We start from the raw sequence: 14234 nt of genomic DNA, 5'->3' as shown, positions 1-14234 counted from the left end.
GCGTCAGTTCTCGAGCGCGACCGGCACTTCGGTCCTTTCCTCCGGCAGATTGGACAGGATCATGATGGAGACGCGGCGGTTGCGCAGCCGTCCGTCGGCGGTCTCGTTGCTGTCCACCGGCCGGGTCGCGCCGTGCCCGACGGCGGTCAACCTTTGCTCCCCGATCCCGCCGTCGACGAACAGGCGCACCACGGAAGAAGCCCGCACTGCCGACAATTCCCAGTTGGAGGGAAAGACCGCAGTGCGGATCGGCACGCTGTCGGTATGCCCTTCGACCTGGATCGCATGGTCATCGTCCTTCAGGACCGCCGCGACCGCGCGCAGCGCCTGCACGCTGCCTTCCGACAGGCGCGCGTCGCCGGGCGCGAACAGCACGCTGGCATTGATCTCTACATTGACGCCGCGCGGCGTCTGCGTGACCCGCACCTTGCCCTGCTCCACCAGCGGCGCAAGCACCTTGAGGATGTCGCGCGCCACGCCGGTCAGCTGCTCCTTCTCGCGCCGCAGGGCCTCGGCATTGCGCGGGCGCGGCGGCAGTGCGCGCGGCGCCACCGGGCCGCTCGGCACCACAGGCGGCACCTCCGGCGCCACCGGCGCGACCGGCGCCCCGCCGAATGCATTGAGCAGGGAGTTCGACAGCACCCGGTACTTGCCCTCGTTGACCGAGGACAGCGCGTACATCACCACGAAGAAGGCGAACAGCAGCGTGATGAAGTCGGCGTAGGACACGATCCAGCGGTCCTGGTTTTCGCTTTCCTCCTCGAACCGCTTGCGTCGTTCGCGCGCCATGGCCGATTCCCTGCTCAGCTGTAGGCGAGGATCCGCTCCTCGACCACGCGCGCGTTGTCGCCATTGGCGACGCTGCAGAAGACATCCGCCAGCATTTCGCGCCGGCGCACTTCGTCGCCGACGATGTTCTTGAGCTTGTTGGCGACCGGAAGGAAGATCAGGTTGGCCAGCCCTACGCCATACACGGTGGCGACGAAGGCAACCGCAATGCCGCTGCCGAGCCTGGCGGGATCGCCAAGGTTTTCCATTACGTGGATCAGGCCGAGCACCGCGCCGAGGATGCCGATGGTCGGCGCATAGCCGCCGGCGGCTTCCCAGATCCGGATCGCCTGGCGCTCGCGGCGTTCATAGCTGGAGATGTCGACATCGAGGATCTCGCGGATCTTGTACGGGTCGATGCCGTCGACGATCAGGCGCAGGCCTTTTTCGGCATAGCGGTCGTTCACGGTGTCGACGAAGCGCTCCAGGCTCAGCAGCCCTTCGCGGCGCGCCGTCGCGCTCCACAGCAGCGCATCCTGCTTCAGCGTATTGCTCTTGCTGACCGGCGGCGAGAACACCCAGCGGAGCATCCGCATGCCGCGTACGAAACTCGCCATCCCGCTCTGCAGCAGCACCGCCCCCATGGTGCCGACCGCGACAATCAGGAAGGCGGCCGGCTGCAGCAGGGAGCCGATCTGCCCGCCGTCCAGCACCTGCCCCGCTGCGACGCCGGCCAGCGCCAGCGCAATTCCCGCTAGACTAGCCCAGTCCATGCCTGCTCCTTGAGACGCGCGCGCATCCGCGCAATTGCCTGGCCGTGCAGCTGGCAGACGCGCGACTCCGACACGCCCATCACCGCACCGATCTCCTTCAGGTTCATTTCCTGCTCGTAGTACAGGCCCATGAGGATCTTCTCCCGCTCCGGCAAGGCCTCGATGGCGCGGATCACGGCCTGGCGGAAGCCGCCGTTCATCAGGGCCTGCAAGGGATCGCTGACCAGGTCGACGCAGTAGCGGTCGAGGAAATGGTCGTTGTCGTCCTTGTCGTGGAAGTCTTCGTAGTACACCAGCTGGTGGCCGCTGCCCTCGCCCAGCATCTCCTGGTACTCCTCCAGCGAGATCTTGAGTTCCTTGGCGATCTCGGCTTCCTTCGGCGCGCGTCCGAGGCGCTGCTGCGCCCGGTTCATCGCATCCTCGATCTTGCGCATGGTCTGGCGTATGCTGCGCGGCAGCCAGTCGTTGCTGCGCAGTTCATCGAGCATCGCGCCGCGGATACGTTGCACTGCGTAGGTCTCGAACTGCGCGCCGTGCGTCTCTTCATAGCGGCCGACGGCATCGAGCAGGCCGATCATGCCGGCCTGGATCAGGTCGTCCACCTCGACGCTGGGCGGCAGCTTGGCCTTCAGCTGGTGCGCCAGGCGCTTGACCAGCGGCGTGTGCTCCTCCAGCAGGTGGTTCTTGTCCGATTTTCCGCTAACGGTGTACATAGTCTGGGGATGATGCGGGCGCCCCGGGCGCCCGCGACTGAATCATGTTATCCCGCCGCTGCCGCATCCGGTACCACGAACCGGCCGGCCAGCCGGCGGAACGCGACCGATGCACCGGCCAGCGGAAAGGCGTCGACCACGGCGCGCCCGAGCTTCATTGCCCGCTTCAGGTGCTCGTCGGCCGGCACCGAGCCTACCGAGTTGAGCTTGACGGCGAGGTAGCGATTGGCGACCTGGGCCATGTTTTCATAGACCACCTGCGCCTCCTTCTCGCTGGCGCCGGTGACGAGGATGCTGAACGGCCGGCGGCCGAGCTGGCCGTTGACCCGCTTGATGATGGTATAGGCGGCCTTGATCGATGCCGGGCTGTTCGCCACCTGCACCACGATCTCGGATTCGGCCAGCGCCGGGATGGCGAAGGCGTCGTCGCGGTCGAGTTCCGCGTCGACGACCAGGATGTCGGCCCGGGTCGACAGGATGCCGAAGGCGTCGTTCAGGCGCGCCTGCTCGGCCGCGTCCGCGAGCGGACGGTGCGGACCGCGTCGCAGCGCGGCGACGCCGAATCCCTGCGGCATCGGCTGAACCGCCTCGTCGAGGCTGCGCTCCTGCCGCGCGACCTGCTGCAGCGTCGCCGACTTGAGCGCGCCAAGACGGCCGGCGATGCCCTCGGAGGCGATGCAGGCATCCAGCATCAGCACGTCACGGCCGGCCTGCGACAGCGAGGCGGCCACGTTCACCAGCATCGCGCTCTTCTCGTCGGCCGACTCGGCGGACAGGAAGGTGTAGATGCGTGGCTTGGGGCCGGCCAGCATGCGGCGCAGACCCTCGGCCTGGTCGAAATCGAAACTAGCCAAGTGACACCTCGCGCAAAGCCTTGTCGTTCATTGCATGGGCGGTATTGGCGATCACCAGCGGCAGCTCCTCGTCCTGGTACTGAAAAGGCGCGGTCTCGCGCTTGAGCTTGAAGGCGCGGTCGATCAGGTAGTGCTGGTTCGGCACATGCAGGTCCTCCGGCACGCGCTGGCCGTTGGCGACGTAGTACAGCGGCAGCTTCTGGCGGATCATCACGTCCAGCACGTTGCCGACGGTCGCCGCCTCGTCCAGCTTGGTCATGATGCAGCCGGCCAGGCCGCCGCCCTGGTAGGAACGCACCACCTCGTTCAGCGTCTCGCCGGTGGAGGTGGCGGACAGGCAGAGCAGGCGCTTTACCTTGGCGTCGCTGCCGGACAGCATCGCGATCTGCTCGGCCACCATCTTGTCGCGCTGGCCCATGCCGACCGTGTCGATCAGCACCGTGTGCTTGTTCTTCAGCTCGTCGAGCGCGATGCGCAGGTCGGTCTCGTCCTTCACCGAATGCACCATCACGCCGAGGATCTTGCCGTAGATGCGCAGCTGTTCATAGGCGCCGATACGATAGCCGTCGGTGGTGATCAGGGCCAGCTTGCCGGCGCCGTGACGCATCACGCAGCGTGCCGCCAGCTTGGCGGTGGTGGTCGTCTTGCCGACGCCGGTCGGTCCGACCAGGGCATACACGCCGCCCTTCTCGAGGATCTCGTTCTCGTTGCCGACGATGCTCAGGTTGCGCGCCAGGACCGACTTCACCCAGGCGATGCCGTTGTCGGTCTCCGCCTCGTTCTTCGGCATGTTCTGCGTCAGGTAGCGTGCCAGGCTGGCGGAGAAGCCGGCCGACAGCAGCTCGCGCATCACCGCCGCCTTCACCGGTTCGCGTTTCTGCTGGGTACTCCATGCGATTTCCGCGAGCTGCGATTCGAGCATGCCGCGCATCGAGCGCAGCTCGTTCATCACCTGGGCAAACTCTGCCGCGCCTTCCGCGGCCGGCGTCCGGCTGGCGGCAAGCGCGCCTGCCAGGCTGGCCGCCTGATCGTCCGCCGCCTTGGGACCGGCGGCCTGCGGCTCCGGCTGCCGCTTGGCGCCGAGCGCGGCCAGCGTGGACGCCGACACCGCGGGACGATCGACCACCGGCTCGGCCAGGGACGACATGTCCTCCGGCGCCAGGGCAAGGATCTCGACCATGCCGTTGACGGTGCGGTTGGAGAGGATCACGGCATCCGGACCGAGCGCGTCGCGCACGTCGCGCCATGCCTCGCGCGAAGAGTTCGCGGTGAATCGTCTTACGTTCATGCTTGGCCTCCAACTAGGCTGGTAACTTTAATTGTCTTGGAATCGGGCAGCTCCGCGTGCGACAGCACTTTCAGCTGCGGCAGCGCACGGCGCAGGAAGCGCGCAAGCAGCGCGCGCAGCGGGCCGGGCACCAGCAGCACCGGAGTCAGTCCCATTTGCTCTTGCTGGCGCGCGGCCTGTTCCGCCTGCGCCTGTATCGTATCGGCCAGTCCCGGCTCGATGCCGGCGCCGTCCGGTCCGCCCGCCTGCAGCGCCTGCATCAGGATGCGCTCGAGGCGGCTGTCGAGGGTGATCACGGCGAGTTCGTTCGCCGCCGGGAAAATCTGCTGCACGATCGCACGGCCGAGGGCGATGCGCACCATCGCGGTCAGTTCGTTCGGATCCTGCGACTGCGGCGCGTATTCGGCAAGGGTCTCGATGATGGTGCGCATGTCGCGGATGTGCACGCCTTCGACCAGCAGGTTCTGCAGCACCTTCTGCAGCGCCGACAGGGAAAGCTGCTTCGGCACCAGGTCTTCCACCAGCTTCGGCGATTCCTTGGTCAGGTGATCGAGCAGCGACTGCACTTCCTGGCGGCCGAGCAGTTCGGCCGCATGGCTGGTGATCAAATGATTCAGGTGGGTGGCGATGACGGTGCCCGCATCGACCACGGTATACCCCAGCGCCTGCGCATGCTCGCGCATCGCGCTGTCGACCCAGACGGCCGGCAGGCCGAAGGCGGGATCGGTGGTCGCCGGCCCGGGCAGCATGCCGCTGACCATGCCGGGATTGATCGCCAGGAATTGCCCGACGTAGGCTTCGCCGGCGCCGACCTCGACGCCCTTGAGCGTGATGCGGTAGGCAGCCGGCCGCAGCTCGAGGTTGTCGCGGATATGCACCGGAGGCGACAGGAATCCGACCTCCTGCGCGAACTTCTTGCGTATGCCCTTGATCCGGCGCAGCAGCTCGCCGTCCTGGCCCTTGTCCACCAGCGGAATGAGGCGGTAGCCGACTTCCAGGCCGAGGGTGTCGACCGGGACCACGTCCTGCCAGCTCGCCTCTTCCTGCTCGGGCGCCTTGACCGCGGCCTCCGGCACCGGCGGCGGCGCTTCCTGCGCCTTCTTCGCGCGCTGCGTCATCATGTAGGCGCCGCCGCACAGGGCGCCGCCCAGCAGCAGGAAGGCGATATGCGGCATGCCCGGGATCAGGCCCATGCCGGCGATGATGCCGCCGGTGATGGACAGCACCTGCGGCTTGGCGAACAGCTGGTTGACCATCTGCCCGCCGATGTCCTGCTCGCTCGCCACCCGCGACACGATCACGCCCGCCGCGGTGGAGATGATCAGCGACGGGATCTGGGCTACCAGGCCATCGCCGATCGCCAGCAGCGTGTAGTTCTTCATCGCGGCCTCGAAACCCATCTCGTGCTGCACCATGCCGACGATGAGGCCGCCGAAGACGTTGATGACGGTGACCAGGATGCCGGCGATGGCGTCGCCGCGCACGTACTTGCTGGCGCCGTCCATGGAACCGTAGAACTCGGCTTCCTGCCCGACTTCGGTACGCCGGCGACGGGCCTCGGCTTCGCCGATCAGGCCGGCGTTGAGGTCGGCGTCGATAGCCATCTGCTTGCCGGGCATCGCGTCCAAAGCGAACCGCGCGCCGACTTCGGCGATCCGGCCGGCGCCCTTGGTGACGACCACGAAGTTGATGATGGTGAGGATCACGAACACCACGATACCGACCGCATAGTTGCCGCCGATAAGGAAGTGGCCGAAAGCCTCGATCACCTTGCCGGCGGCGTCCGGGCCGTTGTGGCCCTCGGTCAGCACCACGCGGGTGGAGGCCACGTTGAGCGACAGGCGCAGCATGGTCGATACCAGCAGCACCGCCGGGAAGGCCATGAAGTCGAGCGGCTTGACGGTGTACAGGCTGGTCAGCAGCACGATGATCGACAGCGCGATATTGAAGCTGAAGAACATGTCCAGCACGAAGGCCGGCAGCGGCAGCACCATCATCGCCAGCATCATGATGATGAGGATCGGCGCGGCCAGGGCCTTGCTGTTGCCGCTCAGCCAGGCGGGAATGCGCAGGCTGTTCATTGGACGCCTCCGCCAGCCTGCGGCTGCGCAGCGGGATTGAGCGGATCGAGCGCGGCCGGCACGTCGAGCGCGGTCGGCGCGACCGGGCGCACGCCGCCCTGCTTGCCGTAGGCGCGCAGCTGGAACACATAGGCGAGCACCTCGGCAACCGCGGTATAGAGCGCCGCCGGGATCTCGTCGCCCAGGTCGGCATGCTTGTACAGCGCGCGCGCCAGCGGCGGCGCTTCCAGCAGCGCCACCTTGTGTTCGGCGGCGATCTCGCGGATCCTGGCGGCCACTTCGTCCGCGCCCTTGGCGACTACGACGGGCGCCCGGTTCTTGCCTTCGGTGTACTTCAGCGCCACGGCGAAGTGGGTCGGGTTGGTGACCACCACGTCAGCGGTCGGCACTTCGGACATCATGCGGCGGCGGGCCATCTCGCGCTGCAGCTGGCGGATGCGGGCCTTGACCTGCGGGTCGCCGTCGGACTCCTTGGCTTCCTGGCGCACCTCCTCGCGGGTCATCTTCAGCTTGTTCGCGTAGTGCCACAGCACGTAGGGCACGTCGATCAGCGCGATCACGACCAGGCCGCAGACGATGGACATGAAACCGGTCAGCAGCAGGTCCGCCATGTGGGCGCTGCTGCTTGCCAGCGGCTCCGTGCTGAGCGCGAGCATCGGCTCGATCTGGCTGGAGACGACGACCCAGGCGACCGCGCCGACCAGCAGCGTCTTGCCGATGGCCTTGACCAGTTCGACCAGGGCGCGGGTGGAGAACATGTTGCCGATGCCGCTGAGGGGATTGAGGCGGGCGAAATTCGGCGCTAGCGCCTTCGAGGAGAACAGCCAGCCGCCGATGAGCAGCGGCGACCCGACGGCCACCAGCAGCAGGATGCCGGCGAGCGGCGCCAGCGCCAGCAGGACGTCGGCCATCGCGGTGCCCAGCTTCACCAGCAACAGGCTGAAATCGAAGGCCTGTTCACGACTGAATGCCAGGCCGTCGACGAGCATGTGATTGAGCCGGCGGACGAGGTGCTCTCCCGTCACCCAGAGACCGAGCCCGGCCGCCAGGAGAACCGTGCAGGTGGCCAGTTCCCGCGAACGGGGAACATCGCCTTCCTCGCGCGCCTGCTCCAGTCTTCTGGGCGACGCTGGTTCAGTTTTTTCGAGATCGCTGTCTTCGGCCATCGCCGACTCCTGTCACCCCCGCCGCGCTCTCCGGACGGCACGGGTCGGTGGGTAGCATGCATTATTCTCGAATTGACAGGGAAACCATGCCCGGAACAGGGGCGAAAACCCCTCGCTATTCAGGGGCGCACAGAGGGAATGCAGGGGGAAATCCGGGTAGTTCCGCCATACCGGCGCTTCGGCATGTCGCGCGTGGACGGCCCCTGGCGGGATGGCGGCGCGCGGACCCGCTCCGGTCGCCGTGCAGGACACGGCGCGCATGACCGGTGGCGGGCGGCGGTCGTGCGCGGCCGCCGGGCACCGCGCAGGCGCTTGCGTTCCGCGCGGCGTTGCCGCCGTCCCGCTACCGGCCTTCCGCGAAGCGCAGGCCGCCGCGCACGCGCGACCGTTCCGGCCAACGCGGCGCCGGGGCTAGAGCTTGAGGCTCTGGGCCCAGGCCAGGGACGACAGCTGTGCCTGGTTCACCTGCCGGTCGCTGATGCAAAGCGACGTTGCCATCATTTCCAGGTCGGGATGGTGCAGTTCGCATGCCTCCGCGAGCGCCAGGAAAGGACCGTAGATCCCTTCGCGCCCAAGCAGCGCCTGGGTGACCGATTCCGACAGTTGCAGCTTCTCCAGCACATCCTCCATCGGCACGCCGAGCAGCTTGTCCAGCAGCGAGAACATGCCGGCCACGAACAGGTTCTCGGCCTCGTTCCGGGGCAGGAAACCGGCGCCGAGCAGCTCGGCGAAACGCCCGCGTATCACCGCGGTCTGCATCAGCACCGGCGAATAGCCTGTCGTCGTCGCGGTGGCCAGGAGCAGCGCCAGCCAGCGGTACAGCGGCGAGTAGCCGAGCATGGTCACCGCGTGCTTGAGCGACTGGATTTCGCAGCCGAGACCGAAACCGGCCGAGTTGATGTAGCGCAGCAGCTTGTAGGAGAGCGCCGCATCCCGCTTCAGCACCCCTTCCAGCTGCTTGACGTCGGCATTCTTGCGCACCATGTCCATCAGCTCGAGGATCAGGGCCTGCGCCGGGTTGAGCTCGCGCGCCCGCGTATCCGGCCGCGGCGTCAGGTGCAGGTTGCCGCAGAAGGCAAGCATGCCGAGCTGGGCGCACAGGTCGAAGCTGCGCCAGTTGTCGACCCCGCGCGCGATGATCTTCAGCGCCGGCAGGCCGAGCGCGCGGATGTGCTGGACCTGGGCCGCGAACTCGACGGAGCGCACGTTGAGCTCCGCATGGGTTGCCAGCGCCAGCAGTCCCTTGTCCGCGCTCGCCGGCAGGCCGCGCAGCACGACGCCGTAACCCTTGGCGCGCATGGCCTGCACCGCCGCCTTCGTGCTGTCGTGCGCGAGTTGCGCGGCATCGAGGCGCAGCAGGGTCGCCTGCGGCGGAAGCGCAGCGATCGCCGGGTCATCCAGCAGCGCGGCCAGGGTGTCGAGCACGATCACCTGTTCGCCGACCAGCGAGCCGGAATCGGATTCGCCCAGTTGCTCGGCAACGAACGCCGCCAGTGCGCGCGCCTGGTCGACGGGCATGTCCCCGCCCTCGCCGGCCGTGTTCCATGAGAGCGCATGGCCGACCACCCGTTCCTGGGCATTGACCAGCGGTTCGCGAACGATGAATTTCTCTTCTTGCATATGGGATCCGGAAGTAGTTCTGGCGCGCGCCCGGCAAGGCCCGGCGCGGCGCGTGTATCAGAAGCCGAGGCTTTCCAGAAGATCGTCGACCTGTCCCTGGTCGGCCACGACATCGGGATGGGCGCCGGGGTTGATCTGTGGGCCGTTCAGGAGGCCGGGTGCTGTTTCGCGCCGCGCGTCCTGCGGTGCAAAGTCGACCAGGAGCTGGACCAGCTGCTGCTCCAGGTTCTGCGCCAGTTCCGTCACCTTCCTGATGACCTGGCCGGTGAGGTCCTGGAAATCCTGCGCCATCATGATGTCCAGCAGCTGGCCGCGCGTGACTGCCGCATCCTCGCGCGACTGCGCAAGGCCGGCAAGGGTGCGCTCGGCGAGCGCCCGGCAGCGTGGATCGGCATCGGGCGCCTGCAACAGCGACTGCCACTCCTGCGTCAGTCCGTCGGCCTGCGCAACGATCCTGTCCTGCAGCGGCAGCGCGGCTTCGGTCGCGCCGAGCACGCGCTGCGCCGCCTGCTCCGTCATCCGCGCGACGTAGTCGAGGCGGTCACGGGCATCGGGAATGTCATGCGCGGCCTTCGCCAGCAGCTTGTCGAACCCGAGTCCGCGCAGGTTGTCATGCAACATGCGCGTCATCTGGCCGACGCGCGCCAGCATGTCTTCCTGGCTCGCGGCGTCGATACCGGTCGGCGCAGGTGCGCCGGAATGGGATTCAGGCACCGACTTTTTCCAGCTTTTCGAAGATCTTGGACAGCTTCTCGTCGAGGGTGGCGGCGGTGAAGGGCTTCACCACGTAGCCGTTGGCGCCGGCCTGGGCCGCCGCGATGATGTTTTCCTTCTTGGCCTCGGCCGTGACCATCAGCACCGGCAGCTTCGACAGCGCGGCGTCGGCACGGATGTTCTGCAGCATCGTCAGGCCGTCCATCACCGGCATGTTCCAGTCGGAGATGACGAAGTCGAACTGCTCGCTCCTCAGCTTCGACAGCGCCATGGCGCCGTCCTCGGCCTCATCCACATTCGTGTAGCCCAATTCCTTCAGCAGATTGCGAACGATGCGGCGCATGGTCGAGAAGTCGTCAACCACCAGGAATTTCGTATTCGGACCAGCCATGAATTACTCCATTTTCTACTGCAAACTGTTGTTGGGCGAGGCGGAAAGGCGCTCCAAGTATAATCCTTCCGCTTCCGGTTTTGCACCTAAAGAACCTGCTCCTGCCAGCCGTTGTGACCGCCGGCCATCCCCTGCGCAATGGCCGCCCGCCCGGCGTGAATCTTCTGACAACGCCTTGCCCCTTCGCTGCGACCGCGCTTCGCGGTCATACCCGCAGCGCCCGGCTGCTGTGGGCCGCCAGATGACCGAGCACCATGCCGGGCAGCGCCTGCAGGGCGCCCACCTCGTGCGCTGCGCCCACGGCGATGGCCTCCCGCGGCATGCCGAACACGACGCAGGTCGCTTCGTCCTGCGCGAAGTTGTGCGCGCCCGCGTTCCGCATCGACAGCATGCCGGCGGCGCCGTCCTTGCCCATCCCGGTCAGGATGACGCCGACGGCGTTCTTGCCGGCGCAGCGCGCGGCCGATTCGAACAGCACATCGACCGATGGGCGGTGCCGGTTGACCGGCGGTCCCTGGTCCAGCTGGGTCACATAGTTGGCGCCGCTGCGCGCGAGCTGCAGATGGGAATGGCCGGGCGCGATGAATGCGTGGCCCGGCAGCACCCGCTCGTTGCCTTCCGCTTCCTTCACGGTGATCTTGCACAGGCTGTCGAGCCGCTTGGCGAAGGAACGCGTGAAGCCTTCCGGCATGTGCTGGGTGATCAGGATGCCCGGACAGTCGGACGGCATCTGCATCAGGAATTCCTTGATGGCCTCGGTGCCGCCCGTGGAGGCGCCGACAATGATCAGCTTCTCGCTACTGGTGAGCGGATTGCGGATCATCGGCAGTCCGCCCGCCGCGTTCTTCCCCGGATCGGTGCTGGCCACCGTGCGAGCCTTGACCCGCGCCTTGGCGGCGGTCCGGATCTTGTCGGTGATGAGTTCCGCGTATTCCAGCATGCCGCTCTGGATCGACAGCTTGGGCTTGGTGACGAAGTCGACCGCGCCCAGCTCCAGCGCCCGCATCGTGATCTCGGAGCCGCGCTCGGTCAGCGAGGACACCATCACCACCGGCATCGGCCGCAGCCGCATCAGCTTCTCGAGGAAATCGAGGCCGTCCATGCGCGGCATTTCCACGTCCAGCGTGAGCACGTCGGGATTGGTCTGCTTGATCAGCTCGCGCGCCACGATCGGGTCCGGCGCGACGCCGACCACCTCCATGTCCGGCTGCCGGCGAATGATCTCGTTCATCACGCTGCGGATCAGCGCACTGTCGTCAACAATCAGTACTTTCGTTTTCATCATGTCACTAGGTGAACAATTCCACGTCGCCGGCGACCGGGACGGATTGCAGGCGGCTGGCGTAATCCTGCTCGCGGTTCACCAGCGTGTTGTTGTTGAGCTGCCTGAGCTTCTTGACCAGCACCTTGCCCGTTCGGGGGAAGAAGTACACCTTGCGCGGGTAGATGTCGTTCAGGTCTTCCGCCATCACGCGGATGTTCTCGGCGCGCAGGTAGTCGCGGACGAACTGCGCATTGCGCTCGCCGACATTGATGGCGATGAAGCCCCGCAGCACGTTGCCGCCGCCGAATACCTTGGCTTCGAGGTTCTCGCGCCGGGCACCGGCCTTGAGCAGGTCGTTGATCAGGACTTCCATTGCGTAGGTGCCGTACCGCATCGACGCCGAAACCGGGCTGTCGGCGTCGCCGCCGCCGTCGGGAAGCATGAAATGGTTCATGCCGCCGATCCCGGTGACCCTGTCGCGGATGCAGGCGGAGACGCAGGACCCGAGGACCGTCACGATCATCATGTCCTTGCAGGTGTAGTAGTACTCGCCCGGAAGGATCTTGGCAGCGTCGCAGTCGAAGGTGCGGTCGTAGTAGACGTTGGTCGCAAATTGCTCTTGGATGCCGAAGCTCATCGCTCACATTCCGTTCTTGCGCACTGCGGCGCGTTGCGCTGCCGGATGGCGCGGGTCCAGCTCGTACACGGTCTTGCCCCGCAGCTTGAAGGCGTCGGACACATACAGAAAATTCTCTGAGTGGCCGGCGAACAGCAAGGCATCCGGCTTCATCAGCGGCGCGAACTTGGCGAGGATCCTGCCCTGCGTCGGCTTGTCGAAATAGATCATCACGTTGCGGCAGAAGATGGCGTCGAACGGGCCGGTGACCGGCCACTGGTCCGCCAGCAGGTTGAGCTGCTTGAAGGTCACCATCTGCCGCAGCTCCGGCCGCACCTTCACCATGCCTTCATGGTGCCCCTTCCCCTTCAGGAAAAACTTGCGCGCGCGCTCCGCGGGCATCTTGTCGAGGCGGTCCATCGCATAGACGCCCGCCGAGGCAGTTGCCAGCACGTTGGTGTCGATGTCGGTGGCGATCACATGCGCAGGCGGCGTCATGCTGCCCATCGCCTCGCACAGGGTCATGGCGATCGAGTACGGCTCCTCGCCGGTCGAACTCGCGGAGCACCAGACCAGGAACGGGTCCCTGGCCTTGCGCGCGTGGTCATGCAGGATGGGGAAATGATGTGCTTCGCGGAAGAACGAGGTCAGGTTGGTCGTCAGCGCATTGGTGAAGGCTTCCCACTCGGCGTTGTCCGGCCTGTTCTCCAGGCTGTCGAGATAGTCGTGGAACGAGCGTATGCCTGTTGCGCGAAGCCGCCGCGCGAGCCGGCTGTAGACCATCTCCTGCTTGCTCTCGGCGAGCGCGATACCGGCGCGACGGTGGATCAGGGTGCGTACCCGCTCGAAGTCGCGCGGCGTGAAATCGAATTCCTTCACCGAATCCGCCCTGTTGATGTGTCGTGCCGAGGTTTCCAAACCGATTGTCTTTCTCTGCCATGAGGCCTGGCATGCAGGCATCTGTTCCTTCGTCGTTGCGCTTATGCAGGATGCTTCATGCCCTGCCGCACCGGTCGCCGCGATACCCCTGCAGCATGCGGGACGGACAGGCGCGGCGGTCGACGGAACACAGGCGTATTATTGCGCCTATTTCCCAAAAGAAAAAGGCGCGTTGCTTAACAACACGCCTTTTTCCCTGACTTCGCCACACTTTGGGGCCGCTCCGCTTCTCCTTCGCCATCCCGGATGAACCGGGCAGCGCGGAGCGCGGCCGCGGACCCGTCAGAACTCTTCCCAGTCGTCCCCGGCGGTGACCGGCGGCGCCGGCCGGCTTCTGACGGCCGGCACCGGATTGCTCATGCTCACCCGGCCGGCGCGCACCGCCGGTGCGGCAGCGGTGGCGGGCCTGGCGGCAACCGCCGGGGCCGCGGGCGCCGCAGCCGGCGCGGTCCGTGCGGGCGGCGCCTGAATCACCGACGATCCGCCATGCAGGGTCTTGAACACTGCGACCGCCTGGGCCAGCGCCGCCGCCTGGGTCTGCATGCTTTCGGCGGTCGCCGCCGCCTGCTCCACCAGGGCCGCGTTCTGCTGCGTCATCTCGTCCATCTGTGCAATCGCCCGGTTCACTTCCTCGATCCCCGAACTCTGCTCCTGGCTCGCCGCGCTGATCTCGTTCATGATGTCGGCCACATGCTTGACCGAGGTCACGATCTCCCCCATCGTCTTGCCCGCCACATCCACCAGGTTGCTGCCGGCGTCCACCTTCTCCACCGAGTCGCCGATCAGCGACTTGATCTCCTTGGCTGCACCGGCCGACCGCTGCGCCAGGCTGCGCACTTCCGCCGCCACCACCGCAAAACCCCGCCCCTGCTCCCCGGCACGCGCCGCTTCCACCGCCGCATTCAGCGCCAGGATGTTGGTCTGGAACGCGATGCCGTCGATGACGCCGATGATGTCCACGATCTTGCGCGAGCTGTCCTTGATCGAGGCCATCGTCTGCACCACCTGCCCCACCACCTCGCCGCCGCGCAATGCCACGTCCGAGGC

The 14234-nt window shown here is 66.6% G+C and carries 15 protein-coding genes; 1 reads left to right on the top strand and 14 read right to left on the bottom strand.

Features of this window, described 5'->3' with window-relative positions; genetic code table 11:
- Window positions 1–3: 3 nt before the first annotated feature.
- The 13 genes from motD to VIM12_RS04930 all read right to left on the bottom strand — a co-directional run bounded on the left by motD (window position 4) and on the right by VIM12_RS04930 (window position 13127).
- The gene (gene motD / locus VIM12_RS04990; RefSeq protein ID WP_331940514.1) at window positions 4–789 is read right to left on the bottom strand and encodes a flagellar motor protein MotD; all 786 of its coding nucleotides are present in this window, start codon (window positions 787–789) and stop codon (window positions 4–6) included.
- Between the two features lie 14 nt (window positions 790–803).
- Window positions 804–1541, bottom strand: coding sequence for a flagellar motor protein (locus VIM12_RS04985; protein ID WP_331940513.1), 738 nt, complete (start codon window positions 1539–1541; stop codon window positions 804–806).
- On the bottom strand, window positions 1523–2254 hold the full coding sequence (locus VIM12_RS04980) for an RNA polymerase sigma factor FliA (RefSeq protein WP_331940512.1): 732 nt from the start codon (window positions 2252–2254) through the stop codon (window positions 1523–1525). Before VIM12_RS04980 ends, VIM12_RS04985 begins: the two co-directional genes overlap by 19 nt.
- A 47-nt stretch (window positions 2255–2301) precedes the next feature.
- A complete protein-coding gene (locus tag VIM12_RS04975) occupies window positions 2302–3108 on the bottom strand; it encodes an antiactivator of flagellar biosynthesis FleN protein (RefSeq protein ID WP_331940511.1) in 807 nt (268 codons plus the stop codon).
- Entirely contained in the window at window positions 3101–4396 is a 1296-nt protein-coding gene (flhF, locus tag VIM12_RS04970; protein ID WP_331940510.1) for a flagellar biosynthesis protein FlhF, read from the bottom strand. Before flhF ends, VIM12_RS04975 begins: the two co-directional genes overlap by 8 nt.
- Window positions 4393–6477: a flagellar biosynthesis protein FlhA gene (gene flhA / locus VIM12_RS04965; RefSeq protein WP_331940509.1), complete on the bottom strand. Its 2085-nt coding sequence runs from the start codon at window positions 6475–6477 to the stop codon at window positions 4393–4395. The genes flhF and flhA overlap by 4 nt, the downstream gene beginning before the upstream one ends.
- Window positions 6474–7643 carry a flagellar biosynthesis protein FlhB gene (flhB, locus tag VIM12_RS04960; RefSeq protein ID WP_331940508.1) on the bottom strand — a complete coding sequence of 390 codons (1170 nt, stop codon included), beginning with the start codon at window positions 7641–7643 and terminating at the stop codon, window positions 6474–6476. The genes flhA and flhB overlap by 4 nt, the downstream gene beginning before the upstream one ends.
- A gap of 411 nt (window positions 7644–8054) precedes the next feature.
- Window positions 8055–9263, bottom strand: a complete 1209-nt coding sequence (locus tag VIM12_RS04955) for an EAL and HDOD domain-containing protein (protein WP_331940507.1) — start codon at window positions 9261–9263, stop codon at window positions 8055–8057.
- Between the two features lie 57 nt (window positions 9264–9320).
- On the bottom strand, window positions 9321–9977 hold the full coding sequence (cheZ, locus tag VIM12_RS04950; protein ID WP_331940506.1) for a protein phosphatase CheZ: 657 nt from the start codon (window positions 9975–9977) through the stop codon (window positions 9321–9323).
- On the bottom strand, window positions 9970–10368 hold the full coding sequence (gene cheY / locus VIM12_RS04945; protein ID WP_057289438.1) for a chemotaxis response regulator CheY: 399 nt from the start codon (window positions 10366–10368) through the stop codon (window positions 9970–9972). Before cheY ends, cheZ begins: the two co-directional genes overlap by 8 nt.
- Before the next feature lie 205 nt (window positions 10369–10573).
- Window positions 10574–11650, bottom strand: coding sequence for a chemotaxis response regulator protein-glutamate methylesterase (locus VIM12_RS04940; protein WP_331940624.1), 1077 nt, complete (start codon window positions 11648–11650; stop codon window positions 10574–10576).
- 7 nt (window positions 11651–11657) lie between these two features.
- Entirely contained in the window at window positions 11658–12269 is a 612-nt protein-coding gene (gene cheD / locus VIM12_RS04935) for a chemoreceptor glutamine deamidase CheD (RefSeq protein ID WP_331940505.1), read from the bottom strand.
- Between the two features lie 3 nt (window positions 12270–12272).
- The gene (locus tag VIM12_RS04930) at window positions 12273–13127 is read right to left on the bottom strand and encodes a CheR family methyltransferase (protein WP_414691751.1); all 855 of its coding nucleotides are present in this window, start codon (window positions 13125–13127) and stop codon (window positions 12273–12275) included.
- On the opposite strand from VIM12_RS04930, the gene VIM12_RS04925 reads away from it, so the two are divergent.
- Window positions 13108–13437 carry a hypothetical protein gene (locus tag VIM12_RS04925; protein ID WP_331940631.1) on the top strand — a complete coding sequence of 110 codons (330 nt, stop codon included), beginning with the start codon at window positions 13108–13110 and terminating at the stop codon, window positions 13435–13437. The genes VIM12_RS04930 and VIM12_RS04925 overlap by 20 nt on opposite strands.
- Window positions 13438–13469: 32 nt before the next feature.
- Here the strand turns inward: VIM12_RS04925 and VIM12_RS04920 are convergent.
- Window positions 13470–14234, bottom strand: a 765-nt coding sequence (locus tag VIM12_RS04920) for a methyl-accepting chemotaxis protein (RefSeq protein WP_331940503.1), incomplete at its 5' end; no start/stop codon positions are given.

The organism is Noviherbaspirillum sp., assembly GCF_036563305.1.
Lineage (GTDB): Bacteria > Pseudomonadota > Gammaproteobacteria > Burkholderiales > Burkholderiaceae_D > Noviherbaspirillum.
The sequence above is the reverse complement of the archived record's forward strand: the minus strand, read 5'-3'. Positions and strand labels throughout refer to the sequence as shown.

What these genes read in the sequence shown, in the direction of transcription:
- motD (WP_331940514.1), bottom strand. Translation starts at nt 789, where the DNA reads ATGGCGCGCGAACGACGCAAGCGGTTCGAGGAGGAAAGCGAAAACCAG.
- VIM12_RS04985 (WP_331940513.1), bottom strand. Translation starts at nt 1,541, where the DNA reads ATGGACTGGGCTAGTCTAGCGGGAATTGCGCTGGCGCTGGCCGGCGTC.
- VIM12_RS04980 (WP_331940512.1), bottom strand. Translation starts at nt 2,254, where the DNA reads ATGTACACCGTTAGCGGAAAATCGGACAAGAACCACCTGCTGGAGGAG.
- flhF (WP_331940510.1), bottom strand. Translation starts at nt 4,396, where the DNA reads ATGAACGTAAGACGATTCACCGCGAACTCTTCGCGCGAGGCATGGCGC.
- flhA (WP_331940509.1), bottom strand. Translation starts at nt 6,477, where the DNA reads ATGAACAGCCTGCGCATTCCCGCCTGGCTGAGCGGCAACAGCAAGGCC.
- flhB (WP_331940508.1), bottom strand. Translation starts at nt 7,643, where the DNA reads ATGGCCGAAGACAGCGATCTCGAAAAAACTGAACCAGCGTCGCCCAGA.
- VIM12_RS04955 (WP_331940507.1), bottom strand. Translation starts at nt 9,263, where the DNA reads ATGCAAGAAGAGAAATTCATCGTTCGCGAACCGCTGGTCAATGCCCAG.
- cheY (WP_057289438.1), bottom strand. Translation starts at nt 10,368, where the DNA reads ATGGCTGGTCCGAATACGAAATTCCTGGTGGTTGACGACTTCTCGACC.
- VIM12_RS04940 (WP_331940624.1), bottom strand. Translation starts at nt 11,650, where the DNA reads ATGAAAACGAAAGTACTGATTGTTGACGACAGTGCGCTGATCCGCAGC.
- cheD (WP_331940505.1), bottom strand. Translation starts at nt 12,269, where the DNA reads ATGAGCTTCGGCATCCAAGAGCAATTTGCGACCAACGTCTACTACGAC.